Below are 25,176 nucleotides of genomic sequence, written 5' to 3'. Positions count from 1 at the left end.
GCGGGGAGAGGCATAGGCCGCCTTCGGCGGCCGTTCTCAAGAACGCCGAAGCAGAGCTTCGGCTATGACGCATCGCTAGATGCGTCCCGGGTGAGGGGGAGTCTCCGCGGACGCAGCTATCACCATATGTGCGAAGCGAGCCGCTCACCCCAACCCTCAAAGAGCAAGCTTCGCTGGTCTCGACCCCGTAAGAACGGGGCGAGGGAGCAAACTGCCGTCGCCTTACGACCCAATCTCATCGCGCCTTGACCTTCCGTCCTCACCACACGACGCGCAGACCCGCGGAGCCCTTGTAGCTGTGGTTGTCGCCGGCATCCTCCAGGTTGGCGCGATAGGTCGCTTCGCCGAACACGGTGTAACGCCCGTCCGCCCAGCTGTAGCTGCCGCCGCCGCCGATCGAGCCCCAGAGCCGGTCGTTGGCGCTGGCGAAGCCGGTGCCAGCAACATCGACGTTGGTGCCGTCGAGGAATTCGTAGTGCAGGTTGCCGATCGCGTAGAGGTCGGAGCGGGCGCCGTCGCTCCAGCTCTTCCGGTGATTGAGCGACAACCCGACGCGGCCGAGCAGGCTGTCGGCATTGCCGAGCGAGACCAGCGCGCCGAAGCGGTCGGTGAAGCCATCGAAGTCGACCCTCGAATAGGCGAGCTGCGCCTGCGGCGTCAGCGAGAAACCGTTGCCGATCGTGAAGCGCTTGCCGCCCTCGACGCTGAACGCATAGCCGAGGCCTCCATTGCCGTGGGTCATGCTGCCGACGAGATCGGAGGTCAGGTCGCCGCGATAGAACATGGTCTGCATCTGGCCGTCGATGTAGACGCCGTTGTCGCCATACCAGGTCGCGGTGGCGCCGACGCCGGTGCCCTCGGCGCGGATGCGGCCGTTGCCGAACAACGAATTCACGTAAGCCGTGGTCAGGCCGTATTGCAGCGTGAGGCCGACGATCAGGCGGCCGTAGGTGTTCTCGAGCGCGAGGCCGTCGAGCCCGGCCTGCGCCTTGAAGTCATCGCTGTTCATGCTCGAGCCCGTGTTGTTGGACGGCCGCAGGCTGGTTTGACCGCCCTCGACGCGGCCCCAGAACGCCGATTGCGTCCATGAACTGTCTGTCTGCGCCGCCGGCGTGACGCCCATCCGCGCCATCGCTTCGCTCGGGCCGCCGCTGCCGCCCCAATAGCGGTTGCCGACACGCTCCTGCAGCGACGGCAGCGCGTTCATGCCGAGCAGCACCTGGGCGTAGTTCTCGTAAAGCGGCACGCCGGGCTGGTACAGCGGGCCCGCGGGCTTGGCCGGTGCGGACGGATCACCAGGCGGATTGACCAGGCTGGAGCGCAGATACCAGTCGCCGTCCGCCGGCGTCGCGATACCGTTCTTCTGCAGCGTATAGGCATAGGCGCCGGCGACGATCGCCTGCTGGCCTTGCAGCGAATAGTCGCCCGCAAGCGCGAAGACGCCGTTGGAGGCGCCGGTGATGTCGATCAGCTTGATTCCGTCGGCGGTCTGCGCGCCGCCGCCGCCGGCATTGTTGACCCGCACGGTCGAGGTGCCCGACGTGCTTCCCGCGACGAGGCGGTCGGTCGCCGAGCCGTCGCCGCCGAGCACGGTGTTGAACAGCAGCGTGCCGCCGTTGCCGGTATAATTGCCGGCGACCGTCAGCGTCGTTCCGGGCGCCGCGCCGAACCGCACCGTGCTGGCATTGCTGAAGCCGCCGATGGTCTGGTTGAAGCCGTCGAGGTCGATCGTGGTGCCGGCGCCGGCGGTGATGGCGGAGGCGGCGCTGAACGCATTGACCGCGCCGGCTTGCAGCGTGCCGCCGTTCACCGTGGTCGCGCCGCTATAGGTGTTGACGCCGGACAGGATTTGCGTGCCGCCGGTCAGGGCGAGCCCGCCGGTGCCGCCGATCGCGCCCGCGAAATTGTCGCTGGCATTGGTGAGCGTCAGGCTCTTGGCGCCGAGCGCGACATTGCCGCTGCCGGCGAGGCCCTGAATGCTGGTCGAGGTGCCGGCGAGGCCGGAAATGTCGAACGCGGCATTCGCCACCACGCGGGAATTGCTGATCGCGCCAGCCCCTGCAAGCGCCAGCGTTCCCGCGGAAATCGTGGTCACGCCGCTATAGGTGTTGGCGCCGGACAGTGTCTGCGTGCCGCCGGCAAGCGTCAGGGCGCCGCTGCCGCCGATGACGCCTGCGAACGAGTCGTTCGCGGCGGTCAGCGTCAGCGTCTTGGCGCCGAGATCGACGCTGCCTGAGCCCGACAGCCGCTGGATGCTGGTGCCTGCGCCGGAGAGGCCGGCGATGCTGAACGTGCCGTTCGTGATCACCTGGCTGGAAGTTGCGATCGAGCCCGCATCTGATAGCGCCAAGGTGCCGCCTGCGATAAAGGTCACGCCGCTATAGCTGTTGACGCCGGACAGCAATTGCGTGCCGGCGGTGAGGCTCAGCCCGCCGCTGCCGTTGATGGTGCCGGCGAAATTGTCGCTCGCATTGATGATGCCCAGCGTCCTGGTGCCGAGCGTGACGGTGCCGGTGCCCGCGAGGCTTTGAATGCCGGCTATACCTGGCACGGCGGATATTGCCGAGATATCGAAGGTTGCGTTGTCGACCACTCGGCTGAGACTGATCGTGCCTGCGCCCGTCAGTGCCAGCGTGCCTTGCTGGATCACCGTGTCGCCGATGTAGGTGCTGGCGCCACTGAGCCGCAAGGTCCCGGCGCCGATCTTGGTCAATCCGCCGACGCCGCTGAAGCCGTTCGCCTGGAGGACGAGGAACCCGTTGCTATCGACGGTCAGTCCGCCCGCGGCGATGTTGTTCTGGTCGGCCGTTCCGTTGGAGATGTTGGAGGTGTTAATGGCCGCACGGAAAGTGGCGTTGTCAAAATTCACTCGCCCACTCGCGTTGCCGACGCTGATGCCGAAGCCGCGATTCTCCACCGTGGCGTTGCTGATGTTGAGGGTGGCCGTGCTAGTGCCGGCCGGCGTGCCGACGATGAGCCTGCTTGTGACGGAGACGGTCGCGCCGTCCGTAACGTTGAGCACGCTTGTGGCGCCAGCGAACAGGCTGATCGTACTGGCGTTCCACCGCGAGCCGGCCCCTGTCACGGTGACCGTGGCGATGCCACCTGCGACATCGCCGATCGAAGCGGAAGTGCTCGTCAGCGTGCCGCCGTTTTGAATCGTGAGATTTGTCGTGCCTCCGACCAGGTCGCGAACATTCAGCGTGCTGGTCGTGCCGGTCGCCCCTGGGCTCACGCCGAGGACGACGTTTGAGCCGGGCACAATATTGACCGCACCGCCGGCCGGGGCCGTGCCGGTGTTCCAGTTCGAGCCCACCGTCCAGTCGTTGCTGGTTGCGCCGGTCCAGGTCTGCGCCGCCGCTGAGCCCGGCATCAGCGCCGAGAGCGCGACCACCGAGGCGCTCATCAGCAGCAGGCGGTGGAAGTGCGCACGCGTGCGGGACGTCAGGCGTGGATTGGGTGGATTGTCACCAACGTGTCGTGCGATCGTCGTAGCCCCGATGCATTCGCGCATGGTGCTCAGCCCCTTGTTCTTGCCGCCGCCAGGCAGGTTGCATTCCGGCAAACCTTCGCCAGCCGCGGATGGGCGTCACGCTATGTGACTTACTGTGAGCCGACAAATGAAGCTTGGTGTTCCCCATGCGAAACAGCAAGCACTGTGCCCGCGATGCAACGTCCGCGCGCTGCAATTAATCGATCGCTAACCAGTTGAGTGCGTGCGGGGCGCGGTTTCGTGCGCAAGCGGCGTCTGGCTCCGCCCTGAAAGGCAGGGCTATCGCATGTGGCTGTTGGCCATGACGACGTGGAAACGTCTGGTTACAGAAGCACGCAAATGCCATATGCCTGCCGGGGCCGAGCGTGCGTCCGCGGAATTTCGGAATATTGGAAAAGTACCCGTGAGTTGCCCGACGTGTCAAGGAGCCTAGTCGAGGGCCGGCCACCGCCGGCTACTTTGCATGGGGTTGTTTTCGATATTTTGGCAACGCGCCCTGCAGTGGTCGGGCTACCGCCTGGGCCACCCGGCACGCCCGATCACGTTACCGCTGGCGGCGTTGACGTTGCCGGGCAGAAGCACGACATATCGCGTGCCGATCCCACCCGCCGCTCCGGAGCAAGCCATGAACGCCCCCAACATCGAGTCCGTCACGCCGCAGTCTGGCGGCGACGTTGTGGCCTGGCTGACCAACGAGACCCGCGACGAGCGCTTCATCGACAATATCTTCGCCGAGCTGTGCATCCGGTTGCAGCAAACGGGTATTCCCCTCAAGCGGGCGACGATGAATCTGCTGATCCAGCATCCGCAATGGCTCGGCGCCCGGATCATCTGGGGCGACGGCAAGCGCGAGGCCGAGATCACGCGGGTCGACTACGAGGTGAGGGAGCGCTCGGAATATATCGGCAGCCCGGTCTACGAAATCCACCAGGGCGCCGGCGAAGTGCGCGAGCGACTCGAACGGGCGCCTGGCCGCACGCATGCGCTCTTTGACGAGATGCGCGCGCAAGGCCTGACCGACTATGTGGCGTGGCCGCTGCTGCATACGCTCGGCAAGCGGCATGTCGTGACGTTCGCGACCGACCGGTCCGGCGGTTTCGATGACGCTGACATCGCCGAGCTGCGCAAGGTGCTGCCGGTGCTGGCGCTGGTCAGCGAAATCCGGATGAAGAACCGCCTGGCGCGGACGCTGCTCGAGACCTATGTCGGCACCCATGCCGGCGAGATGATCCTGGCGGGCGCGACGCGGCGGGGCAGCGGCACCACGGTCCGCGCCGCAATCATGATCTGCGATCTCAGGGACTTCACCCGGATCTCCGACTCCTGGCCGCGCGACGACGTCATCGATCTCCTCAACGACTATTTCGACGCGATGTCGGAGCCGATTGCGCGGCACGGCGGGGAAATCCTGAAGTTCATCGGCGATGGTCTGCTTGCGATTTTCCCGCTCAGCGATCCCAGGGCCTGCGCCAACCTGCTTCACGCGGTGTCCGAGGCGCGGCAGGCGATGGCGGCGCTGAGCGAAAAGAACAGCATGATGGGCCGGGCGCCGATGAATTACGGCATCGGCGTCCATGTCGGCGACGTCATGTACGGCAATATCGGATCGCGTAGCCGGCTCGACTTCACGGTGATCGGCCCGGCGGTGAACATGGCCTCGCGGCTCGAGGCTCTGACCAAGCAGTTGGGACGAAACGTGCTGCTGTCGCGCGCCTTCGCCGATCTGGTCGCGCACGATTTCGCGCTCGAACATGTCGGCGAGCATTCGGTGCGCGGTTTCAGCGAGCCGATCGAGCTGTTTGCCTATCGGGGCTGAGGCTCGATTGGCCGAAAGCAGCGTGACGTGCGGCGCACGCACCGGCTGAGACGGCCCAATGTCCAAAAGGCTCCTGCCGTTAAGGAGACTGGCCGGACAGTTTCGCCGTCGGTGCGCGCAGCAATTGCTGCTCGGCATAGTTGGCCAGACGGTCGTACTCTTCGGCGATCTTCAGAAGGTTCGCGCGTGAGTTTTGATATCTGAACAAATCCGCCTTGGCACGTGTCTTGGCGGCTCGGTCCCGCCAATAAGTGGCGTTGGTCATGACGTTCTCGACCATGGCGCTTCCCCCTTTCTCAGGGATTGCCCATAGACCAACGTCGCCGCGACAAGTCCGCTCCCCGAGGAACCCCGGAACTCCGTTCACGCATGAAGAGTCACTGAAACATTCCGTTTGTTTCGAGCGAAATTTATTCAGGCTGGATTCACACGCGTTATTTTCCGGAACGCCGGATCGCGCGAATCATTCGGGCGCTGGGCAGGCTTTTTCATTAAGGTAATTTTTCAAGGCCCAGAGGGCCCGCCTGATTATCGGCACCGGCGGTTCGGCGTGAGCATGGGAATAGGACGGCCGCGGCAACGCGAGATGCCGGGGCCGTTTTCCCGTGGTGCCCGGAATTCAGATCGAGGTGATCTGCGCCGGCGCAGCGCGCTCGACGAAGCCCTTGGCGAGGGCGTGATAGACGCCTTCCTTGCAGATCAGGCGCGAGCTCGCGTGCGCAATCAGGGCCGCGGCCATCAAGGGCACGACCATCGCGTGATTGTCGGTCATCTCGGTGACGATCACGAAGGCGGTGATCGGCGCCTGAACCACGCCGGCGAAATAGGAGACCATGCCGAGCAGCATGATGGCCGACAGCGGCGCGCCATGAAACAGCGGCGCGATGTTGGAGCCGAGCCCGGCGCCGACCGCGAGCGAGGGCGCGAAGATGCCGCCCGGCATGCCGCTGATCGAGGCGAACGTGGTCGCCAGGAATTTCCAGACGCTGAAGCTCGCCGGCAATTGTGTTCCGGCTTCGAGCGCGGATTTGACCTGCTGATATCCCGTGCCATAGATCGCGCCGTCGGACGCAATCCCGCAAATCGCAGCCGCAAATCCGCAGATCGCGGCAAAGCCGATTGGATAACGCTTGATCGCGCGTCCGACCGGATTGGCAAATCCGCGCGCCATCGCGATCAGAATGCGACTGAACAGGCCGCCCGCAAGACCTCCGGCAACGCCGCAGAGCGGCACCGCGAGCCAGTCGGTGCCGTTGCGCAAGGCCGTCGCGCTGGTGCCGAAATACGTATAGTTGCCCATCAGCGCGAGCGAGGTCAGGCCGGCAGCGATCACCGCGCCGATGATCAGGCTGCTGGTTCTCGTCTCGAAGGCACGGCTCATTTCCTCGATGCCGAACACGATCCCGGCCAGCGGGGTGTTGAAGGCGGCCGCGACACCTGCTGCCGCGCCGGCAAGGATCAGGCCGGGTTGGCGCCGCGGCGAGAAGCGGCCGAGCGCAAACATGATCGAGGCGCCGATCTGCACCGTCGGTCCCTCGCGCCCGACCGACGCGCCACACAACAGGCCGAACAGCGTCAGCAGGATCTTGCCGGCCGCAACGCGCAGCGAAACCAGGCTTTCGCGCGCGGTCTGGTCGGTCAGATGGCGTGCGGCGATCGCCTGCGGGATTCCGCTGCCTTGCGCGTTCTGAAAGAAGCGGTTGGTCAAAAACACCGACAGCGCGAACCCGGCCGGCGTCAGCAGCAGCGAGGCATAATGGAAACGGGATACCACCGCGCCAAACGCAATCTGCGCCAGATCGGCGAGCTGTGCCAGCGCGACGGCCGCAGCACCGACCGCAATGCCGCCCAGCAAGAACAGGGCGCGGCGCTGCCAACGCGCGGAGACTAGTCTGAGCAGCCGCCTCTGGCGGTTGGAGGGGAAGGTCATTTTGGACGAATTCTTAGCTCATGTCGTGGTCCGATACGAAGCGGATCGCGTCATTCCTAGCACGCGTCGGCGGTAGGCGAAGCTGAAGAAATCAGCACGGTGTGCCGGCGCAGCCGCCAAACTCCAGGGCCGAAATCCGCGATACCGCCTGAGGCCTCACTCTTCGGCGATCTCAAGGAGGCTCGCGCGTGAGTTTTGGTGTCTCAACGACTCCGCCTTGGCGCGTCCTTTCCCGCCGTGACGCATGATTGAGGGACGCGGAAAATCTGGCACAAACTGCACTTTGCGCGGCTTCCGCCGCGGCGTATTTTGACCGCCCCATTGAAGGGCGCATGTCATGTCCGAAGTGATTGTTCGAGCGGGCATCGTCGTATTGGGACTTTGCCCAATCGCAATGGTTGCCGTTGCTCTATTCATTTGATGGAAGCTCACCTGGCCCGACCGCGCCAACCGGGCCGGTAGACGGCCCCAGCGCCTGCCCTCCCAGGCCCCCATAGGTTGCTGGGGCCACTCAATTAAGGAGACCGCCGGTTCGCGGCCTCATTCTTTGCCCGGTACCGAGTTGGGTAGAACAGATATTCCCGGAGTATGGCTGTCGTCACCGGGATTGATGCCGCCCGAAAGACACGGGCGCTGAATCGAAAAGGGCCGTCGCATCGACGGCCCTTTTCTGCCGGTTACAATAGGTCTGTAACAACTCAGTCGTGAAAAAATGCTCTGCAAAGAACGGCAACGCCGGCAGGGTTGTATTACGGCCGTCCTATCTTTTCAGAAATCCGGATCAGTACGGTGTTGCTGACTAACCTGTGTTATTTTTCCGGGGACTTCAGACCGCGCAGATATCCGTCCGCCGTGTGACCCTTCAGAGGGTCCGGGCCTCCGCAATTGAAGCACCGATAGAGGCGGTTGCCTTTGCCGCCCGGAGGCGATGCCAATTCCAGTTTGTGCCCGCACTTCGGGCAAATCTCGGTCTTCGGTTCCATGACTCCACGCAACGATTAAACAAACTTACGTCGCGTCAAATTGCAGGTCAGGCGAGCGCGGATAAATTAAATAACGTGTGATGTCGCCCGGATAAAAAGCCCAGGCCCTCCGTCCAGGAACCGACGCCGCGGAGCATGATTGTCACAGGTTCGGTGCTGTCCCTGCCGGCAGCGCCCGGACGATCACAGTAACTCGCGGCCCCAGCTTGTGCCCCCTCGCTGGGGCCGTTTCTTTGAGGTGGAAGCGCGGCCTTTGATGATCCCGCCGCCTATCTCCGGCGCCGCTGCTTTCTCGGAAACAGCCGGTCGCGGATGTAGCGGGAGGTCGGCGTCAGGCGAAGGCCCCGCGGCTTCTGCCAGGCGGCGCGGTCGATCTCCTTCTTGTCGCCGATCGCCAGTCGGCCTTTGGCGTTCTTGGCGATGAAGATCGCGTCGCTCATCCTGCGGCCGGAACGCTTGTTCCTGGCCGTCACTTCCTTCCACAGGCTGAGCCTGCCGAGCTTGAGCTTCGGCAGTTCCTCCTTGATCTCGCGCTTGAGGCAATCCTTCCCGGTCTCTCGCGCGCGCCTGCGCCCGCCGGGGAACATCCACAGCCCGTCAGATCGGCGTCTAACCAGAAGAACCTTGCCGCGCTTCGCGGCTACCAGCTTGGAGGACTTGGGCATTGGAAGACTTGGGCATTTGCTGCGCAATGATCGAAATAGAATCGACCCATTTTAACTTGTCTATTTGTGTAGACAAGTTCGATGCCGCATTGTTCCACAGTCGTATGTCGGCCGTTTGTCTCTGACGGCTGCGATCCTCGCGGCGCGCGCTCGCCGTAGCTTCCTTGATCTCGCTTGATGTCCGGCACCTCACGTTGAATTCGTGAAGCTGTTACGGCCGTGACCGGAACTCACCCGGTTGCGTCGTGATAACGATACCCCAGGACGGGTGCACCGCTTGACTCAATGTTCTTGTTTTGTTCTAATTGTCCTCCACCGGGAATTGGAGGACGCCATGGACAACCGCATCAGCGAAATTCGCAGGCAGATCAGGGCGCTGCGCGTCAGCATGCTCGAGGCCGAAGCCATCATGCGCCAGCAGATCAACCGCGATGAGGACTGCGCCTTCGTCGCCGGGGACCTCTTGAAGATGCGGTTGGTCATGAGCCGCCTGGTCGAGGAGCGGGGCGTCCTGGGCGTCCTGGGCGACCGCGATCCGATCATCGTGCATGCGAGCGTTGCACCGCGCCGTCGCGCCGCGACCCCGGCCTTCATTCACCCGGTGAAGCAAGAGCTGGTCGCCGGCGAAGCGCGTGCATGACCGAGTGCTCGGGATGCGGCGGCTGCGCGCCGAGCTGCAAGACGTGATGTGCCGGAGGAAAGATGAGAGAGCCGCTTCGGTATTTCCACGACAGCGATGATCACGCGCCCTGGATCAAGGCGCTGGCCGAGGTCCGGCACATGGCGACGCGGGAAGGTTGGTGCTTTCACCACGTGCAGGCGATCATCGTGGCGATCGACCAGTATGCCGAGGCCGCGCTCGGCAACCGCGAGTTCTTCCTCAACCGGCCGCAGACCGTCGGTCCAGTGAGAAGAGGCGACGTGCCCTAACACGCTGATCGGCAGGCACGCGTGTTCGACGTCGCGGCAGCTCAACGCGCTGTCCGCGCCGGCGAAAGGCCTCGCTCAGGAAATAAGGCCTCGCTCAGGAAGGGCCGGCTATTTCGTGTAGCCTTGACTGCTGCAGTACCACCAGGATTCGGCGGGCGATGCGCCATGCTCGATCACGTACTTCCGGCAGGCTTCGTAGCTGACCGCATACCGCTTTCCGCACGGTACCGCAGAGATGCCGAAATTGCTGGTCGAGCATGTGGATGCGGCGTGGCCCGTCGACATCGACAGGACGCCGATAAAGGGCAGGACCGCTAGAAGTGACAGGGTCTTCATCATAGCCATCGCCTCCCAAGTTGGAGGACAGCGGGGCCGCCGTCCCCGCGGAGAACCTACTACATCGCACGCCATTCACCACCGGATTTCGCACTTCTCACGCGCGATCTGCATCGTCACACATCGTCACGCACGCCGTGTTCGTCGTCATGCCCGGCGCATGACGCCTTCCGGGCGCAGGGGCCAAATGTCCCGGCCTGCCTGAGGCGGCCGGGATGGCCAATCCGCTGCCGGCGACATATCGTGACGGTTCGCGGCCGAATCTGAGGCGGATCGTTCATCGCCGGGTCATGTCAATCCGGCCATCGTCAGCGCCGCGCCCGCGAGGGCGGCGGCATATTTGCGGAGGAGGTCTTGGATGATCAGGGGCTGGCAGGTTGCGACGTCGGCGCTCGCCATCGTCGTGATGGTTGCGACGCTGGGGGCTGAGGCGAACGCGGCGCAGTGTGGCAACGGGCCCGGCGGGTTCGAAGCTTGGAAGCAGCAGTTCTCGGGCGAGGCGAGCGCCAAGGGCATCGGCGCCACCGCGATCGCCGCGCTGATGCAGACCCATTATGCCGGTGCGACGATTGCCGCGGATCGCGGCCAGCGCAGCTTCGGCCTGTCGCTCGAGCAGTTCATGGCCAAGCGGGGATCTGCGACCATCGTAGCGCGCGGCCGATCGCTGAAGCAGTCGCAGGCGGCGCTATTCGCCTCGATCCAGCAGCGCTATGGCGTGCCGCCGGGACCGTTGATCGCGATCTGGGGTATGGAGAGCGGTTTTGGCAGCCAGCGCGGCAATCAGAACATGCTGTCCTCGATCGCAACCCTTGCCTATGACTGCCGCCGTCCGGAGTTCTTCACCGACCAGCTCTATGCGGCGCTGAAGCTCGTCGACCGCGGCACTTTGTCCGGAAGCACGCGCGGCTCGATGCATGGCGAGATCGGCCAGACCCAGTTCATGCCGAAGAACGTCCTCGCCTACGGCACCGGCAATCTCGACGTCGCGGCCAACGCGCTGAGCTCGACGGCGAACTTCCTGCGCGCCCATGGCTGGCGCGCCGGCGCCGGCTATCAGCCCGGGGAACCCAACTTCGCCGCGATCGAGGCGTGGAACGCGGCAGGCGTCTACCAGAAGGCGATCGCCATCATGGGGCGGCAGATCGACGGCCAATGAGCGCAGGCGTGAGTTCCTTCATCGCCTGTTAACGCAGCGGTGCCCAGATCGTGCGCTGTGAAACGGGAGCAGATGGAGACCGGCTCCATGCTCAAGAATGGCACCTACGCGGCGTGGTTTCGAACGCCGCTTGCGGACGGCACCGGCATCGTGCACGTCGCCGATGGCAGGCTGTGGGGCAGCGACGCGGTCATGCTCTACAGCGGCACCTATGAGGTCGACGGCGAGCGCTTCTCCGCCGTGCTCACCACGCAGCGGCATTCCAGGGACGGCACGACCGTGTTCGGCACCGACGACCTCGTGGTGCGGCTCGATGGCATCTGGACCGGCGCGATCGCGACCTGCACGGGCAGGGCGGACGCCGTGCCCGATCTCGCCTTCGAGGTGACGCTGATCCCGAGCCAGGAGGTGGCACCCGAGCCGCCGCCGGATCTGCCGCTGCCGAAGTTCGACCCGAGCAAGCTTCCGAAGCTGCCGAAACGCTCCAGCCGTTGAGCAACGCTACGCGTCGCGCGGGCCCGCAGTCTCCGGAAACGGCGCGCCGGGGATGTAGAGCTTCAGCGCGCGGATCTCGTAGACCGCCGACGGGTTGACGCTGCGCAGATCGCGCGCCGCGGCGATCGCCTCCGCCTCATCGGCGCAATCGATCACGTAGAAGCCGAGCAATTGCTCTTTGGTTTCGGAGAACGGCCCGTCGATCACCATGCCGTGGCCGGGCCCACGCAGCGTGCTGGCGTTGCGGGTATCGCCGAGCCGCGCAGCCGGGCCGAGCTTGCCCTTCAGCCGTTGATGGACCTCGCGCAGACCCGTCATCACGGCAGCGTCCTCCTCGGCGTTCCACGACTTGACCTCGGCTTCGACGTGATAGGCCAGGATGGCATAAAGCATCTGATGGGCTCCTTATTTCTGATGCGACTGGCCCAAGGACGTCTCGCGGCGATCCGAGCCGACATTTCATCTGTAGCGGATCGGACGGTCTTTGTGTTGCGACAAGGTATCCCGCCGTCTGGCATGGCGGCGGCGAATCGCGCAGGCCAAAACAGCAAAAAAGGCGCGGCGGATTAGCTTCCGCCGCGCCCCCGATTTTGATGTCTCGCTGGTCCAGGGCTGAGAGCGCCCCGATGCCAGGCTGATTGCTCAGGGCCTAGCGGGCGATCCCAGCGAGGTGACAGCGCTTGAGACAAGACACTAGATCACCTCCTTTCTTTGTTGATGGGACTTCGAATATAGGTGCCGAATCCGCCGCTGTTAAGGCCGCCTCCGGCCCGTCCGCGCCGGGAAACCGGCCGGATTGCGGCGAAATGGTTTCGTTTACCGGAGAACAGAACGCACCCCGGGGCAGTTGAGGCCGCCGCCCGGCCGTGTTAGGTGAACCCGAGATGCGGGTGTAGCTCAATGGTAGAGCAGCAGCCTTCCAAGCTGAATACGAGGGTTCGATTCCCTTCACCCGCTCCAATAATTTCAGGTACTTATCGAAATATTTGATTTCCATTCCGACAAGAACGCCGAATCCATTCCGACAAGCGTTCACTTTCTGGCCGCCTGCTTGCCCCGCCTGATGGGCTTGATCTGTGCGTGCTGCTTGGCCTCGTCGTCATGAGGAAGGTCGTGCGCCATCGCTTTGGTCGATGACCATTGGCCGTTCTTTCATCGGTCGCATTTTTGTAAGGCAGAAAGCCCTGGGGCCAAAAATCTCGCGGGATGCTTTCCGCAAGGAAATCGTCCCGTTCAAGGTGCGCGGCGCCGATCTCACGTGCTTTCTCGTCGGCGACTATGACGCAATGGATAACGAGGCGGCTGGGGAATATCTGCCCGACGAGCAGGTCTTCGTGGTTGTCGATCAAGGCAATCCACCCGTGTGCGACTATGGCGAGGCGTTCGTTGGCGTCATGGCGCACGAGGTGGTCACTTCCTGCACCACAAGCGGAACATTCCCGGAAGTGGCACCATAATCGAAGCGGCATTTTGCTTTCCAGCGGCATGGAAAGCTTGTCCCTGGACAAGCAACTCGTCACCGACCTCAACGCGTGGTGAGAGCGCTTGTTCTCCGCTCACGCTTTGGCAGCAATGTACCCGTAATAATTCATAAGGAAGTCTCCAATCGAGAGAGGCTTCTGAGCGCCACCCTTGCCCGGATGCGGGATCGCGTAATCTCCTTTGCCCCATGTGAAGATCGTTGTCGTCACGTTTCCGCTCGACACTTGTATCCTGTCACGCAAGACGACCCAGTGCCGCGTCAACACCGAGCCTTCATCCGACTGGTCGTCATATTCGATCATGTTGGCGCTTATGAACAGGCATACGCGATATCCACTGGCGAGCAGGGCGTTGGCTTCGTTGACGCTGTCGATGCCTTTGCTGAATTTCAGATTGGTCTCCTCGCGCACGTCCTGGTATCCGGCCTTGCGGAACCATTGCTCCATTTCGCTCGGCAAGGTGATCCCCGCGACGTCGCTTATTCTGCCGGTGTCGTCAAAATCGAGGAACCAGTTTTCGGAGTCGCGAATGGAGGCGCAAGTCAGCCAATCGACGTGGTCCAGCGAGTAGGGCGGCGTATAGCTTTTCACGTCCTTTCCCGGCTTGATCAGCAGGCGGCCGAGGTTCGCCTGCCCCTTCTGATACAGGTCGATGGCGAACCGAGCATATTGCCCCGGCTTGTCGGATGCGTAGCTGAACATCAGCGCGGAGGGGCCGCACATGCTCGCTTGATCCTGATCTATGAGGCTCGGCTTCGCAATTCGCCTGAGAATGCCTATCCCGACGCGGTGCGGGTCGAGCTTCGGAAAGAATGTGGTCCTCGTGTTCTTGAGGAAATCGCAGACCATCTCCGCGGCGAGCTTCTTTTGATCCGAGTTGAGGTCGTACGGTCCAACCCCGAGCCACTTCTTCTTTTCGTCGCCGACGAAGAGCGTGATGAGTTTCTTCGAAGTCGGAGAAAGCGTTCTGGAGGTGTTTGCGATGGTGGTCAGGTCGTCCAGCTCGAATGCGGTGACCATGCCGTCCGTGACGGTCGCCCTGATGATGTCGACGACTTCCGCGTAGTCCAGCTTGGAATCGTCGAGCAGACCCCTGCGAAGCGCGGCATCGACGGATGGCGTCGCGATCCCGTCCCATTGACCCTTTGGAGGAGGAGGCTTGGCGGCTGCCTTTGTCGCGAGGTCGACGAGCCGAGTGAATGTTGGCCCGCCGGGCCGGATATAGCCGTCCGGCGTGCCCGGGAAGTTCTTTTTCTGGAAATACAGGATCGAGTTGTAGAGGCTGTCGCTGGCGTGACCCGTCACGACCATTTGCGGTTTGAGCGTGGTCTCGGCTCCTCCGTCGGAAATGGCGATCTTGTTGAGCAGCGAGATGACCAGCTCCTGGTCTTGCTTCCAGTTCTGGCAGCTGCGACCCGTCGCGGCAAACCGACCGACTTTGTCTTTCAATTGCGGCATGAGCAATCACCAGCAATATGATCGTTTTCAGTGGCGGATTGCGGGCTCTACTATCGCGTTGGTGGTCGGCTGAAGTGTCCAAGCAAGCTTGTCGATGAACTCGTACTCAAATAGCGCCTGCGGATCGGTTCCGAAATAATATCCATACTGATGCAGAATCTTGGAGCCCTTGGCGACCATCTCGCGCTTCCATTTCAGGTCCTTGGCAGAGCTGAACTGAAATCCAATCACCACCGCATAGTTTTCGTACGCTTCGGCCACTTGCAGAATGGTCGCGCGCGTCAGGATGCCAGCAGGGTCTTCCAGACCTTGAACTCTGAACGCGGTGATGCGGTTCATCAGATTTGATGCAACCTCCTCCTCGGACCAACCCATGACGCCCGCTGCAACGCCCTTTGCGAAGCCCTCCTTGATGAACTTGACTTGAATGTTCTTGAACGCCTCCCGAGCCGCGACCTTGTCGGCCACCATGAGGACCAGATCAGGAATCATCGCAGCGATATTCTCGGCCTTGAAAGCCTCCTTTAAACCCGCCTTGAAGCCAGCTTTGGCCGCGCTCCAAAATCCTTCGCCGGCGACGGAGCCTGCCGGCGGCGGTGGGACCTCTGGCGGAGTCGGTGTGTTCCGCGGGACCTTCAGTCTCACCTCCGGTGCCCGGAAGTCGAGCGCTTGAACGCCTCTCCTGCGCATCGCAACGAGCGTTCCTCCGCTGTCCCTGGTCAGAAACACCGGATTCTTGATGCCGCGAGCCACTCCGCCTGCCCTGACCTGGGCGACCACATCGGAATCGAACGCGGAAAGCCCGTGATTCAAACCCTCATTGCCCCACTTCCAAACTTGCGCCCGAGGGACCTGGGTCATCATTCTGTCTTCGACGATCCGCAAGTCGGTGAGCAATTTTTCGCCGGACTGAGCGCGCGCTCCCTTCAAGAATTCAAACTTGACGCGTGGTGAGATCAGAACCTCGTGACCGTCCTTGGCCAGATTGAGAATTTCATTCTCAAAACGTCGGCTGAGCGCTTTCTCGGCGGCGCTCGCCGCAGCTCTTTGTCCGTTCTGTATGTCTATAAGAATGTTGGTATCGAGCCAGACGGGGGGCTTTAAAGGCGCCATTGCGACAACACCATTGGCATAAACCGGCCTAGGACGCATTTGCGTCGGCGAGCCTATCCCTCAGTCGCATCTGCCGAAGTGCCGGTTCAAGCGGCTTTCGATATCGCCATGCAAGTTCGACCTTGCTTTGGTGCTGGCGCGATCCCACGACTTCGGCGATGCATCGACAATGTCGGCGCGCTCTTCGCCACCCTTGCAGGGCTCGTGGGTAGAACGGCCGGCGGCTTCCGATCGGCTTCACCAACGGTGAGATTCCATTGCAGGCCAGACGTCCGCCGCACCCCCGATCGCAGACATGCGATCGTCAGCGCGCGCCTTTCGGCTTGGAGCCAAGCAGATTATGCGTCCCACTGACGCTTAGCGTTCCCGAGCACTCGAATCCCCCGAAAATTCCACAGGAGCCGGTGACGGTGACGCGCAAGTCCTTGCGTTGATACAGGTCGACCGAAACGCCAAATCGCGAAAAATCATTGGCGCTGTTCGGCAGGATCAGGTCGATGTGATCGATCGCCCAGCGCGGCAGGTGAGGATTGCTCTTCCAGAACAGTTCATTGACGGCGTGGTGCCCGAAATTCGGTCCGACCGTGAGGGCGCCGTCTGCGCCCTCGAACACGAAGCCGGTCTCGTCGATGTGAACATTGACCCGGTCCGGTGCTACCGCGAAATGTAGCGACGTGATGTCTTGCGGCTGCGGGTCCTTGCCGAACTGCGCACTATAGTCGTCGCTCCATTGCCCTCGGCCGCGCCCCAGCCCGAAGCCGTGCCGGCCCGGAAGGTCTCGCGTCGAGAGCGGCCGGTCGGATAGCTTTGGGCGCCAGATCTCCCGGAATCCCTTGCCGATTGTGGCTGCCATCGACAGATCGAGGGCCCAATGCGACGGCTTCTCCGGGCTTTTGCCTTCGGCGAAGGCGTCGAATCCGTCCGACGTCTTGGCAATGCGCAGCGTCTTGATCAGGTCTTCCCAGTCCTTGGGCAGGAACGTGACGCCGTCGAGCGTGCTCGTCGCTGCCGCGACGCCATACTTCTCCAATTGGCGTCGGATATAGGCCTTTTCGTCATAGAGGCGGACATTGGGATTCGGCCCCGCGAAATATTTCGACAGATCGATCTGCGGCCGGAGCATGGTCAGCCGCGCCGCGATCTTGCGGTAAGTGTCGGTTGTGGTCGGGTCGGTGGTCGTCACGGGGCTGCCCTCCGAGTGAAAGCCAGTCCCCGATTTGTCTGGTCTGGCCGGGGCCGGGTTCAACTGAACCTCCCAACCGGAAACGCCGACCACCATTCGTGGAGCAGTGTAAAGAGCAAGGACGGTCCGATGTCGCTTCGGAGCAGGGTGCTAGACGTACTCAACGGCCCGGCGGTCGCGCGCATTCGCTTCCGGTTTCCGATCCGTGGCAGCCACGTGACGATTGCACCGCAAACGTTCCATCACGTCGCTCGCGCGATCCGGTTGGGACAGGTCAGCGTCAGAGTTCCGACGGACCTCGCGGCAAATGTTGCGGCACAATATAACGACGTCGCGCGGATCCGGGCGGACGGTACGGTCGTTGCGGCGAATACGCTGGAGGTCGTGTCGGCGACGGGGCGAATGGACGAAGCCTATATCGTCCACGAGGCCTTGCATGCGGCATACGATCTGCTGCGTACCGGCCTTGACGGCAATGCGGAGGAGGCGTCCGCCTATGTCTGCACTGCGCTCTACTGCCGCATGACAGGCCTGCCGCGACCCCGCTGGGCGAATGGTCCGATCTACGCCAATGCCGCCGAGGTCGCCCGAACGCTGCTGTCGCAATATCAGAAGGGTGATCCCGGCATTCCATGGGTCGGCGAGCATGAATGGCGGATGCTGCGCGCCGGTGTCGGCCTTAGTACGGTCTATGCCAGCGGACCCGGCGGCATTGTCACCGGGTGGCTGCTCGGCCAACAATACACCCACGACGGCTGATCGCTGAGACTGTGTCCGCTCCGCAGAAGGACGGGCCGGCTCCTTGCCGCCCGTCCTCAGGCCACCAGCAGACCCAGTTTGCCGACAGTTGCCAGCGAACGGTCAACGCTCTGTCGGGTTGACAGCAGCAACGGCTCGGCGGGCTGGCCGGCATCATCCATTTGCTTGACCTGGACGGTCGGCCCGAAGGTTTCGGTCATTTCGGCTGTGATCTGCTCGATCGTCCGGGAGCCGTCGAGCAACTGCAGGAAGTGGCGCGTCCTGTCGTCCTCCAACTGCACGGTCTGGTGAAGCAGATTGGTGACCAGCGGGCCGCTCTGCGCCTGCCTGCGGGCGAGCAGACTCGCCTGCGGACAATCCGTGACTTCCTTCACGAGAAAGGGCCGTGATTTCAGAAAGGAGACCTCGCCGCTGCAGGCCAGGATATAGAGCGCTTCCGTCAATATCCGTTGGTCATCGGCTGTTTGCCGGCCTTCCAGCAGCGTCCGGGCGCCATCGAGCAGTTCAGTGAATGAGAGTGCGCGCGGCCAGGCCCGGCCGAGGCAAAGATGTGCCGCCTTCAGGAGCGGATTGGTCACGGTGATTCGGCTGCCGTCCTGATTTTCAAATTCCATCTCGGAATCGTCGGTCAGGCAGGCGTCGGGGCGACGTGGGCTGGTGGTGCTCAGCAGATAGAAGGCGGTGATGAAGTCGAGATCGACCTTGCGGTCAAGGGAGATGTCTTCGTGGCAGAGCAACGTACGCCGAAACCCGTTGCCGTCGATGAAGTCCTGGTATTGATCGCGCGCCATGAACTCGCTTTCGGGAAAGCGCTGCAGCGTGGCGCGGACCTCTTCGGTGTAGCCGGCAAGATAGCGCCGTGAGAAATCGGCGTCGCCCAGATATTGCAGCCCGTGTCCGCCGGCGTCTTCGACGACTTCGTGCAGCAGGAAGGCTGTCGCGCCAGAATCGAGATCGTCGTGAAAAAGCAACTCGTCCGGAGCCTTGAGGACGCGGTTGCACTGATCGCGCATGACTGTACCGTGCACCGAGTTGGACTTCGATCCTTCGCTGAGAAATTTCACGATGGCGCGAGCTTGTCCCACTTTCTCCTTCATCCCGGTGATGCGCCGGGTGTGGTAGCGCATCATGTCGCGGACCATGTCGCGAAGATGCGAGAACGGGTGCGCGTTATAACTGACGTAGCAGAGCCCCTGTGGCGCCAAATTCCGTTTGAAGATGGACATCATCTTCTCGCGCACGATCGGTGGTACCCAAGAATACACGCCATGGGCGATGATGTAGTCGAACTGTCCGAAGGCCGCGTCGACATCCATGATGTCGCAATGCAGAAGCCTGATATTGCTCAAGCCCAATGCGGCGATGTTCCGCTGTCCGCGTTCGATCGTGACGCCGCTCAGGTCGATACCGATGAACTCGCTGTCCGGATATTGAAAAGCCATCGGCAACAGATTGCCGCCAACGCCGCAGCCGAGCTCCAGGACCCGGCAGCGCTCGACCGGAGCCGGCTGTAGGCCGTAGACCGCAGCGATCGTCGCCAGATGGTTCGGGTGGGTGAGCCCGTAGACATGCCCGGGATAATACACCTCATCGTATGGTGTGGTACCGGTGGTCGGCTGGCGGTGCTCGGTCTGGATGTTCATCGCAGTCAGTTCCACGAATATGCAAACTTGTCGTTCACGATCGAGACGCGCGTCTGCTTGACCTCCTCCTTGGCGAGAGACTTGCTCAGGAATTCGCGCGACAGTTCGGGCAGCAGCGTGTTGGTGATAATGTTATCGATCATCCGCCCGCCGGAGTCCGGATCGTTGCAACGGGATACGATGTGCTCGACGACTGCATCGTCGTAGCCGAAGGCAGCCTTGTGATTATCGCGGAGACGCTGTCCGATCCGGTCGAGCTGCAATCTGACGATGCCGGCAAGCATCTCGTCCGAAAGCGGAAAGTAGGGGATCGAGACGATGCGCCCAAGCAACGCGGCAGGGAACACTTTCAGCAATTCCGGCCGCAGCAGCCTGGCGAGTTCTTCCGGCTCGTTGCGATACTTGGGATCGCGCGCCAGGCTCATGATGAGATCGGTGCCGACGTTCGTGGTCAGAATGATCAGTGTGTTCTTGAAATCGATTCGCCGGCCGTTGCCGTCCTCCATGACTCCCTTGTCGAACACCTGAAAGAAGATCTCATGGACGTCGGGATGGGCCTTCTCCACCTCGTCGAGCAGGATAACGCTGTAGGGCTTGCGCCGGACCGCTTCGGTGAGCCGGCCGCCCTCACCATAGCCGACGTAGCCCGGAGGGGCGCCCTTCAAGGTCGAGACCGTATGGGCCTCCTGGAACTCCGACATGTTGATCGTGATCATGTTCTGCTCGCCGCCATAAAGGGTTTCGGCAAGCGCGAGGGCGGTTTCTGTCTTGCCCACCCCGGACGGTCCGGCCAGCATGAAAACGCCGATCGGCTTGGACGGGTTGTCCAACTTGGCGCGGCTGGTCTCGATTCGTTTCGCAATCATCGTCAGTCCATGGGACTGGCCGACCACGCGGCGATTGAGAATTTCGGGCAGCTTGAGGACGGTTTCGATTTCGTCGCGCATCATTCTGCCGGTCGGGATGCCCGTCCAGTCGGACACGACAGAGGCGACCGACTGCTGGTCGACATGGGCGTAGATCATCCGCTTTTCCGGATTGATGCACTCCAGTGTCTCGAACTTGCCGCGCAACTCGACGCGTTTGGTGGCTCGATCTTCGTCTCCGTTCTCGGAGAGGATTTCGCGAATGCTGCGGATGTCCTTGACGAGCTCCTGTTCCTTGGCCCAGTCGGCCTCCAGCCCGGTCAGCTTGTCCTTCAGCGCCGCTATGTCGCCGTCGATCGCGGTGATGCGCTCGCTGTTCTCGTCCCCGAGATCGCCGTCGCTGACCAGCGCCGATCGTTCGGCCTCGCGGGCCGCGATGGCGACGCGAGCGTCCTCGATCAGGGCGGGCGTCGCGCTCTGACTGATGGCTACCCGCGCCGAGGCTGTGTCCAGCAGGCTGACCGCCTTGTCCGGCAGCTGTCGAGACGGAATGTAGCGATGCGACAGGTTGACCGCGGTCACGATCGCGGCGTCCGAGATGCGAACGCCGTGGTGCTTCTCCATCGGGCCCAGGAGACCGCGCAGCATGATGCAACAGGTCTCGACATCCGGCTCATCGACCTGGATCGGCTGAAAGCGCCGTGTGAGTGCGGGGTCCTTTTCGATGTACTGGCGATACTCCGCCCAGGTGGTGGCGGCGATGGTCCGCAGCGTGCCGCGGGCGAGGGGAGGTTTGAGGAGGTTGGCCGCGTCGCCGGTGCCGGCCGCGCCACCGGCCCCGATCAGCGTGTGCGCTTCGTCGATGAACAGGATAATCGGGGTAGGCGAGTTCTGTACCTCGTCGATCACCGAGCGCAGGCGCTGCTCGAATTCGCCCTTCATCGAGGCGCCGGCCTGCATCAGGCCGATATCCAGCGCGCAGAGCCTGACGTTGCGCAGTGGCGGCGGCACCTCGCCGGTGGCAATGCGCTGGGCGAATCCCTCGACCACGGCGGTCTTGCCGACGCCGGCCTCGCCGGTGAGGATCGGATTGTTTTGCCGCCGGCGCATCAGCACGTCGATCAATTGACGGATTTCGTCGTCTCGACCGAGGATCGGGTCCATCTCGCCCGATCTGGCCTTGGCGGTGAGATCCTGGGAGAACCGGTCGAGCGGTGTCGTCCCTTTGGGATTCGCGCGGTCCGTACCGTCCGTCCCGGCGCCGGCCAATCCGGAGCCGTCCATCGGACGCATGGTCTCCTCCTCGGAGCCTGCCCAAATGGCGCGGTGCTCCGCAGCCAATGCGTCGACGTTTATCTTGGCGAATTCCTGCGAGATGTTGTTGAGCGCACGACGGATCTCGTTCGACTTCAATCCGGCGACCAGGAGATGTCCGGTGCGGATCTGGGTCTCGCCGAAGAACAGCGTGGCATAGTGCCAGCCACGGTCGAGAATATCGATGACCGAATTGGCGACGCCCGGCATGTCGGTTTCGTTCTTGCGGAAACCGTTGATGACGCCCGCGAGGTCCGACAGCAGCCGCGCGCGGTCGAGCTTGTAGTGATCCACCGACAGGCTGAGGTCGGTCCGCTCCTGTTGCAGGATGTGAAACAGCCAGTGCGCAAGCTCCACGTTACGGTTGCTGGCGCTCTTGGCGTGGCGCAGGGCCTGTATGAAGGCATCGTAGCCGGCCCGGTTCAGTTTGCCAGTCACGGCCTCAAGGCTGATATCGGTCACGATGGCGCCTCCTGCTCAATCCCCGGGCGATGCCGGGTCGTCGCGGAAATCGGCTCGAATTCCCATGATGTTAGGACAATCGGAGCGATGCTTAGGTTCAAATCGGCTGCTGATCAGTGGCAGCGCTTCGCCGGGCTCTCAGACGCTCGGCAAGGTGAAAGCGTGCATCGCGCCGATACTCCTCGGTCGAGGCCCAGTTCGGCGAAACCCAGCTGGTCCATCCAAGCCGTCCGCTCTGCCCCAGCTTCATCGGGACAACCGCTCCCGCCGGAATGGCAAGTTCCACCTCCCACTCGAGTTCGTCGCCGATATAGAAGTAGACGGCGTCAGCCAGGGGCTCGGACAGGTTCGGCGCGTCGGTCGGCAGGAACTGCTCGTATTGAGCAAAATCCTTCACGAACACGCGAACCCTGATCTTGTCTTCGACACTGAACACGCGCGAGCCCAGGAGCGCGTCGTGACCAAGCCTGGCGTGCGTCCCGCCGAGCCGGCTGCAGTGGCTTGGGTCGAACGGGAGCCAGGTGCCAACGAACTCGTCGATCTCGACCCGGACATCGAACAGCCCTTGCAGCAGTCGCGCCAGTCGCGACGCGGATTTCGCTCTCGGCGAAACCAGTCCGGCGAAGCTCAGCTTCGCCATGTCAGGCACGGTATCCCGCTCGGCAAAAATATCGGAGCCGAGGCCGGCGAAGGAGCCGACATAGGCGATGAAGCGGTCGTCGGATGGCCGATCATGCTGGGCGATCGGCCGTGCGTCTGCCCAGGCTCGAAAGAACAATTGCAGAAAGCGTCCGTTCAGCAGGTCGAGAAAACGGGGGAAAGCGTCGTCCCGCATCAACTGCCAGCCGACGCTCTCGTCGGTGGTGGCCAGCGGCAGCGCGCCCTGCGGTCCGAGCAGGCCGAGGAATTTGACCAGAATTCTGAGCCTGCCGTCACGATCGTCGACTGAGCTCAGATTGGAGGCGGGAAATTCCAGATAGGGGGTCTGACCGAGGTCGACAAACTCCTCGCGACGCGCTGCACTGTCGCCGATCCGCGGCCGATCCGGATTGCACCGCTCGAGCTGGCGGAGCGTCTGAAAGAAATCGAACCGCCAGGGTTCGGCCTTCATCTGGTCGATCAGCGTCACAGCGGCCTCCGGGTGCCCATGCGGGCCGGCCAACGCATGATCTCGCCGCGCTCCGGAGTCGAGATGACGGTCTGGGTGAAGGTGTTGAAGCCCGAATAGTCGGCGAAGAAGCGTTCCAGCACAGCCCCGAGCAGGAACACGCCGCTGCCCTCGAATGCCTTCTCGTCAAGCGTGACCGTGATCTCCAGGCCGCGCGCCGCGCCACTGCCGGTACGCTCACGCACCCGCCGCACCACGGGCTTGCTCTCGACGCTGCGCACGCCACGAATCTTTCGTTCCGTCGCGTCGTCGAACTGGTCGGCGAACAATGACAGCATCTCCCGTAGTGCTCCGGCGTTCTTGCCGCCGCTGCGTTCCACGAGGCCGAGATAGTTCAAACTCAGCATGTTGATCAGGCGCCAGCTGACGACGCCGCTATTGGCGATTTCGCTGCGGCTGCGCAACTGCGCCACCACCGGCTCGCGTGGTCGGGTGGGGCCGGCTATGCACATCAGCTCGAGCGAGGTGTCGTCCAGCAGGCGAAAGTCGACTCCGCCCTGGCCGACGGGCAGATGTTCCGTGAGATGCCGGTTGGAGCACAGCGCGCGGACGCTCAGCTCGGCGGCGGATCCGTCGCCGCTCGGGTCGCCGGGCTCGAGCAGCGAGAGGAACACGTCCGTCCCGGTATAGTCCGAGGCCGCGCCATAGGTCTTCTCTTCGACGGTGCGCCGCCGCGGCAGCCGACGAACCGTATAATAAAGTCCCTCGACCGATCCGGCCGTCCGGTCGACGGCGGCGGAGTACAACGGACGCACGCGGCGCTTGTCCTTTTCCGCCGGAAAGTGCGCGTAAACCTCCAGCACCTGGTGCGGCTCATATTCGAGATAGCGGCTTCGGTCGGGCACCACGTGGTATTCGTAGGTATTCGACTTGATTGGGATGCGATCGCTGGTCTTTTCGAACAGATTGATCGCCGGGGCGGTGTAGAGACTGAACGTATCCGCCCGGACCGAGGCGGCGAGCCGCGAGTTGTGCTCATCGAACGCGAAGACGATATCGATGGATTTGCTGCGTAACCGCGGCATCACAGCGCGAAGCTGGGTCAGATTGATGCCAAGGAACTTGCGCGGAAACACGAAATATTCCCGCAATAGCTCCGAGCCGCGAAAGACCCGGTTGTCGTTCGGAAACAGGGATTCGTTCTCGCTGAAGCCGACCTGCTGCACACAGTCGTTCGGAGCCCGGATGACGACCGGATCGCCGAAATCGTCGAGATAGCGAAAATAGAGCCCGACGCAGTTCGAGGTCAGTTGTTCGTAAAGTGCGATGGCATCCGACTCGGCGCCGGTCAGGTAGATGGGCAGTTCGCTGGCGCGGCAGCCGGCGAACCATGTCTCCGGTTTGTTGCGAGTCTCCGCGTCCGCCGGCTCCTCGTCGAGCCGCGCGGCGGTACGGTGCGTCAAGGAGAGCCTGAGTCCGGCGATGACCTCTCCGCCGACTGGAATCCCGAGGGCCTGCAACGCGCCCGCGGTCGCAAAATATTCGGCGCCGGTGACGTCAAAGGGCCAAAGCACGATATCGCGGCAGAGCCGGAATCGGCAGGCGAGGCTCCGTTCCCTTTCGCGATAGTTCGCGTCGAAATAGGCGCCGCGCGCGATTTTCTTGCCGTCGCGCAAAGCCGGATCCGCGTAGGTCGGCTGAATCTTGACCAGCATGGCGGACGGAGTCGGCGCGAGATAGTTCGGAACCAACTGCTCAAGCAGGTTCGCCGTGAATTCCGGAAACTCGTGCTTGAGCTTGAGCTGAACACGCGCGGCGAGAAATGCAGCGCCTTCCAGCAGGCCTGAGATCATCGGATCCGAGCGGTCGCGGACCAGGCCGCCGAGGCGCTCGGCGATACCAGGATATTCCTCGGCAAAACCTTCCGCGTGCTCGTACAGCAGCGACAGTTCACGATTGTAAAAGTCGAGGAACTCGCGGTTCAT

Annotated in this window: 20 protein-coding genes and 1 tRNA gene; 8 read left to right on the top strand and 13 right to left on the bottom strand. The window is 62.8% G+C overall.

The features are described 5' to 3' along the window. Positions 1-259 precede the first annotated feature (259 nt). Positions 260-3,565: an autotransporter outer membrane beta-barrel domain-containing protein gene (locus ACVWY5_RS21005; RefSeq protein WP_051376214.1), complete on the bottom strand. Its 3,306-nt coding sequence runs from the start codon at positions 3,563-3,565 to the stop codon at positions 260-262. Between the two features lie 553 nt (positions 3,566-4,118). On the opposite strand from ACVWY5_RS21005, the gene ACVWY5_RS21000 reads away from it, so the two are divergent. Further along, positions 4,119-5,309: an adenylate/guanylate cyclase domain-containing protein gene (locus ACVWY5_RS21000; RefSeq protein ID WP_028335383.1), complete on the top strand. Its 1,191-nt coding sequence runs from the start codon at positions 4,119-4,121 to the stop codon at positions 5,307-5,309. Between the two features lie 79 nt (positions 5,310-5,388). Here ACVWY5_RS21000 and ACVWY5_RS20995 read toward each other — a convergent pair whose 3' ends face one another. The 3 genes from ACVWY5_RS20995 to ACVWY5_RS20985 all read right to left on the bottom strand — a co-directional run bounded on the left by ACVWY5_RS20995 (position 5,389) and on the right by ACVWY5_RS20985 (position 8,887). Then, positions 5,389-5,589 carry a hypothetical protein gene (locus ACVWY5_RS20995; RefSeq protein ID WP_028335384.1) on the bottom strand — a complete coding sequence of 67 codons (201 nt, stop codon included), beginning with the start codon at positions 5,587-5,589 and terminating at the stop codon, positions 5,389-5,391. A gap of 339 nt (positions 5,590-5,928) precedes the next feature. Further along, positions 5,929-7,239, bottom strand: a complete 1,311-nt coding sequence (locus tag ACVWY5_RS20990; RefSeq protein ID WP_028335385.1) for a chloride channel protein — start codon at positions 7,237-7,239, stop codon at positions 5,929-5,931. Between the two features lie 1,252 nt (positions 7,240-8,491). Further along, positions 8,492-8,887: an NUDIX hydrolase gene (locus ACVWY5_RS20985; RefSeq protein ID WP_026192922.1), complete on the bottom strand. Its 396-nt coding sequence runs from the start codon at positions 8,885-8,887 to the stop codon at positions 8,492-8,494. Positions 8,888-9,221: 334 nt separating this feature from the next. Between ACVWY5_RS20985 and ACVWY5_RS20980 the strand changes: the two genes are divergently transcribed. Together ACVWY5_RS20980 and ACVWY5_RS20975 are read left to right on the top strand one after the other, a co-directional pair. Continuing rightward, positions 9,222-9,527 carry a hypothetical protein gene (locus ACVWY5_RS20980; RefSeq protein ID WP_028335386.1) on the top strand — a complete coding sequence of 102 codons (306 nt, stop codon included), beginning with the start codon at positions 9,222-9,224 and terminating at the stop codon, positions 9,525-9,527. A 62-nt stretch (positions 9,528-9,589) separates the two neighbouring features. Further along, positions 9,590-9,817, top strand: a complete 228-nt coding sequence (locus ACVWY5_RS20975; protein ID WP_016843397.1) for a hypothetical protein — start codon at positions 9,590-9,592, stop codon at positions 9,815-9,817. A gap of 108 nt (positions 9,818-9,925) precedes the next feature. On the opposite strand, the gene ACVWY5_RS20970 is transcribed toward ACVWY5_RS20975, so the two are convergent. Next, a complete protein-coding gene (locus tag ACVWY5_RS20970; RefSeq protein WP_225160192.1) occupies positions 9,926-10,156 on the bottom strand; it encodes a hypothetical protein in 231 nt (76 codons plus the stop codon). Between the two features lie 355 nt (positions 10,157-10,511). Here ACVWY5_RS20970 and ACVWY5_RS20965 point away from each other — a divergent pair, with 355 nt between their 5' ends. Further along, the gene (locus ACVWY5_RS20965) at positions 10,512-11,309 is read left to right on the top strand and encodes a lytic murein transglycosylase (RefSeq protein WP_028335388.1); all 798 of its coding nucleotides are present in this window, start codon (positions 10,512-10,514) and stop codon (positions 11,307-11,309) included. 87 nt (positions 11,310-11,396) lie between these two features. Continuing rightward, entirely contained in the window at positions 11,397-11,804 is a 408-nt protein-coding gene (locus ACVWY5_RS20960; RefSeq protein ID WP_028335389.1) for a hypothetical protein, read from the top strand. Between the two features lie 6 nt (positions 11,805-11,810). Here the strand turns inward: ACVWY5_RS20960 and ACVWY5_RS20955 are convergent, their stop codons facing one another. Next, entirely contained in the window at positions 11,811-12,197 is a 387-nt protein-coding gene (locus ACVWY5_RS20955) for a YciI family protein (RefSeq protein WP_028335390.1), read from the bottom strand. A 493-nt stretch (positions 12,198-12,690) separates the two neighbouring features. On the opposite strand from ACVWY5_RS20955, the gene ACVWY5_RS20950 reads away from it, so the two are divergent. Next, positions 12,691-12,764 (top strand) — tRNA-Gly (locus tag ACVWY5_RS20950). A gap of 173 nt (positions 12,765-12,937) precedes the next feature. Then, the gene (locus ACVWY5_RS20945; RefSeq protein ID WP_028335391.1) at positions 12,938-13,261 is read left to right on the top strand and encodes a hypothetical protein; all 324 of its coding nucleotides are present in this window, start codon (positions 12,938-12,940) and stop codon (positions 13,259-13,261) included. 99 nt (positions 13,262-13,360) lie between these two features. On the opposite strand, the gene ACVWY5_RS20940 is transcribed toward ACVWY5_RS20945, so the two are convergent. The 3 genes from ACVWY5_RS20940 to ACVWY5_RS20930 form a co-directional block, all read right to left on the bottom strand. After that, positions 13,361-14,743: a hypothetical protein gene (locus tag ACVWY5_RS20940; RefSeq protein ID WP_028335392.1), complete on the bottom strand. Its 1,383-nt coding sequence runs from the start codon at positions 14,741-14,743 to the stop codon at positions 13,361-13,363. A gap of 27 nt (positions 14,744-14,770) precedes the next feature. Then, entirely contained in the window at positions 14,771-15,856 is a 1,086-nt protein-coding gene (locus ACVWY5_RS20935) for a hypothetical protein (RefSeq protein ID WP_028335393.1), read from the bottom strand. 304 nt (positions 15,857-16,160) lie between these two features. Next, complete coding sequence (locus ACVWY5_RS20930) at positions 16,161-17,039, bottom strand: hypothetical protein (RefSeq protein ID WP_028335394.1); 879 nt, start codon at positions 17,037-17,039, stop codon at positions 16,161-16,163. 129 nt (positions 17,040-17,168) lie between these two features. Between ACVWY5_RS20930 and ACVWY5_RS20925 the strand changes: the two genes are divergently transcribed. After that, positions 17,169-17,798 carry a hypothetical protein gene (locus ACVWY5_RS20925; protein WP_028335395.1) on the top strand — a complete coding sequence of 210 codons (630 nt, stop codon included), beginning with the start codon at positions 17,169-17,171 and terminating at the stop codon, positions 17,796-17,798. Positions 17,799-17,854: 56 nt separating this feature from the next. On the opposite strand, the gene ACVWY5_RS20920 is transcribed toward ACVWY5_RS20925, so the two are convergent. The 4 genes from ACVWY5_RS20920 to tssF all read right to left on the bottom strand — a co-directional run bounded on the left by ACVWY5_RS20920 (position 17,855) and on the right by tssF (position 25,176). Continuing rightward, the gene (locus tag ACVWY5_RS20920; RefSeq protein ID WP_038377674.1) at positions 17,855-19,441 is read right to left on the bottom strand and encodes a class I SAM-dependent methyltransferase; all 1,587 of its coding nucleotides are present in this window, start codon (positions 19,439-19,441) and stop codon (positions 17,855-17,857) included. A 5-nt stretch (positions 19,442-19,446) separates the two neighbouring features. After that, the gene (gene tssH / locus ACVWY5_RS20915; protein ID WP_028335397.1) at positions 19,447-22,083 is read right to left on the bottom strand and encodes a type VI secretion system ATPase TssH; all 2,637 of its coding nucleotides are present in this window, start codon (positions 22,081-22,083) and stop codon (positions 19,447-19,449) included. A 97-nt stretch (positions 22,084-22,180) separates the two neighbouring features. Further along, the gene (gene tssG / locus ACVWY5_RS20910) at positions 22,181-23,245 is read right to left on the bottom strand and encodes a type VI secretion system baseplate subunit TssG (RefSeq protein WP_028335398.1); all 1,065 of its coding nucleotides are present in this window, start codon (positions 23,243-23,245) and stop codon (positions 22,181-22,183) included. After that, positions 23,209-25,176 carry a type VI secretion system baseplate subunit TssF gene (tssF, locus tag ACVWY5_RS20905; RefSeq protein WP_028335399.1) on the bottom strand — a complete coding sequence of 656 codons (1,968 nt, stop codon included), beginning with the start codon at positions 25,174-25,176 and terminating at the stop codon, positions 23,209-23,211. Before tssF ends, tssG begins: the two co-directional genes overlap by 37 nt.

The organism is Bradyrhizobium sp. USDA 3256 (assembly GCF_054058275.1).
Note: the sequence above shows the minus strand (reverse complement) of the source record. Positions and strands in the feature narration are given on the sequence as shown.

What these genes read in the sequence shown, in the direction of transcription:
- ACVWY5_RS21000 (WP_028335383.1), top strand. Translation starts at nt 4,119, where the DNA reads ATGAACGCCCCCAACATCGAGTCCGTCACGCCGCAGTCTGGCGGCGAC.
- ACVWY5_RS20995 (WP_028335384.1), bottom strand. Translation starts at nt 5,589, where the DNA reads ATGGTCGAGAACGTCATGACCAACGCCACTTATTGGCGGGACCGAGCC.
- ACVWY5_RS20990 (WP_028335385.1), bottom strand. Translation starts at nt 7,239, where the DNA reads ATGACCTTCCCCTCCAACCGCCAGAGGCGGCTGCTCAGACTAGTCTCC.
- ACVWY5_RS20985 (WP_026192922.1), bottom strand. Translation starts at nt 8,887, where the DNA reads ATGCCCAAGTCCTCCAAGCTGGTAGCCGCGAAGCGCGGCAAGGTTCTT.
- ACVWY5_RS20980 (WP_028335386.1), top strand. Translation starts at nt 9,222, where the DNA reads ATGGACAACCGCATCAGCGAAATTCGCAGGCAGATCAGGGCGCTGCGC.
- ACVWY5_RS20975 (WP_016843397.1), top strand. Translation starts at nt 9,590, where the DNA reads ATGAGAGAGCCGCTTCGGTATTTCCACGACAGCGATGATCACGCGCCC.
- ACVWY5_RS20970 (WP_225160192.1), bottom strand. Translation starts at nt 10,156, where the DNA reads ATGATGAAGACCCTGTCACTTCTAGCGGTCCTGCCCTTTATCGGCGTC.
- ACVWY5_RS20965 (WP_028335388.1), top strand. Translation starts at nt 10,512, where the DNA reads ATGATCAGGGGCTGGCAGGTTGCGACGTCGGCGCTCGCCATCGTCGTG.
- ACVWY5_RS20960 (WP_028335389.1), top strand. Translation starts at nt 11,397, where the DNA reads ATGCTCAAGAATGGCACCTACGCGGCGTGGTTTCGAACGCCGCTTGCG.
- ACVWY5_RS20955 (WP_028335390.1), bottom strand. Translation starts at nt 12,197, where the DNA reads ATGCTTTATGCCATCCTGGCCTATCACGTCGAAGCCGAGGTCAAGTCG.
- ACVWY5_RS20945 (WP_028335391.1), top strand. Translation starts at nt 12,938, where the DNA reads ATGACCATTGGCCGTTCTTTCATCGGTCGCATTTTTGTAAGGCAGAAA.
- ACVWY5_RS20940 (WP_028335392.1), bottom strand. Translation starts at nt 14,743, where the DNA reads ATGCCGCAATTGAAAGACAAAGTCGGTCGGTTTGCCGCGACGGGTCGC.
- ACVWY5_RS20935 (WP_028335393.1), bottom strand. Translation starts at nt 15,856, where the DNA reads ATGGCGCCTTTAAAGCCCCCCGTCTGGCTCGATACCAACATTCTTATA.
- ACVWY5_RS20925 (WP_028335395.1), top strand. Translation starts at nt 17,169, where the DNA reads ATGTCGCTTCGGAGCAGGGTGCTAGACGTACTCAACGGCCCGGCGGTC.
- ACVWY5_RS20920 (WP_038377674.1), bottom strand. Translation starts at nt 19,441, where the DNA reads ATGAACATCCAGACCGAGCACCGCCAGCCGACCACCGGTACCACACCA.
- tssF (WP_028335399.1), bottom strand. Translation starts at nt 25,176, where the DNA reads ATGAACCGCGAGTTCCTCGACTTTTACAATCGTGAACTGTCGCTGCTG.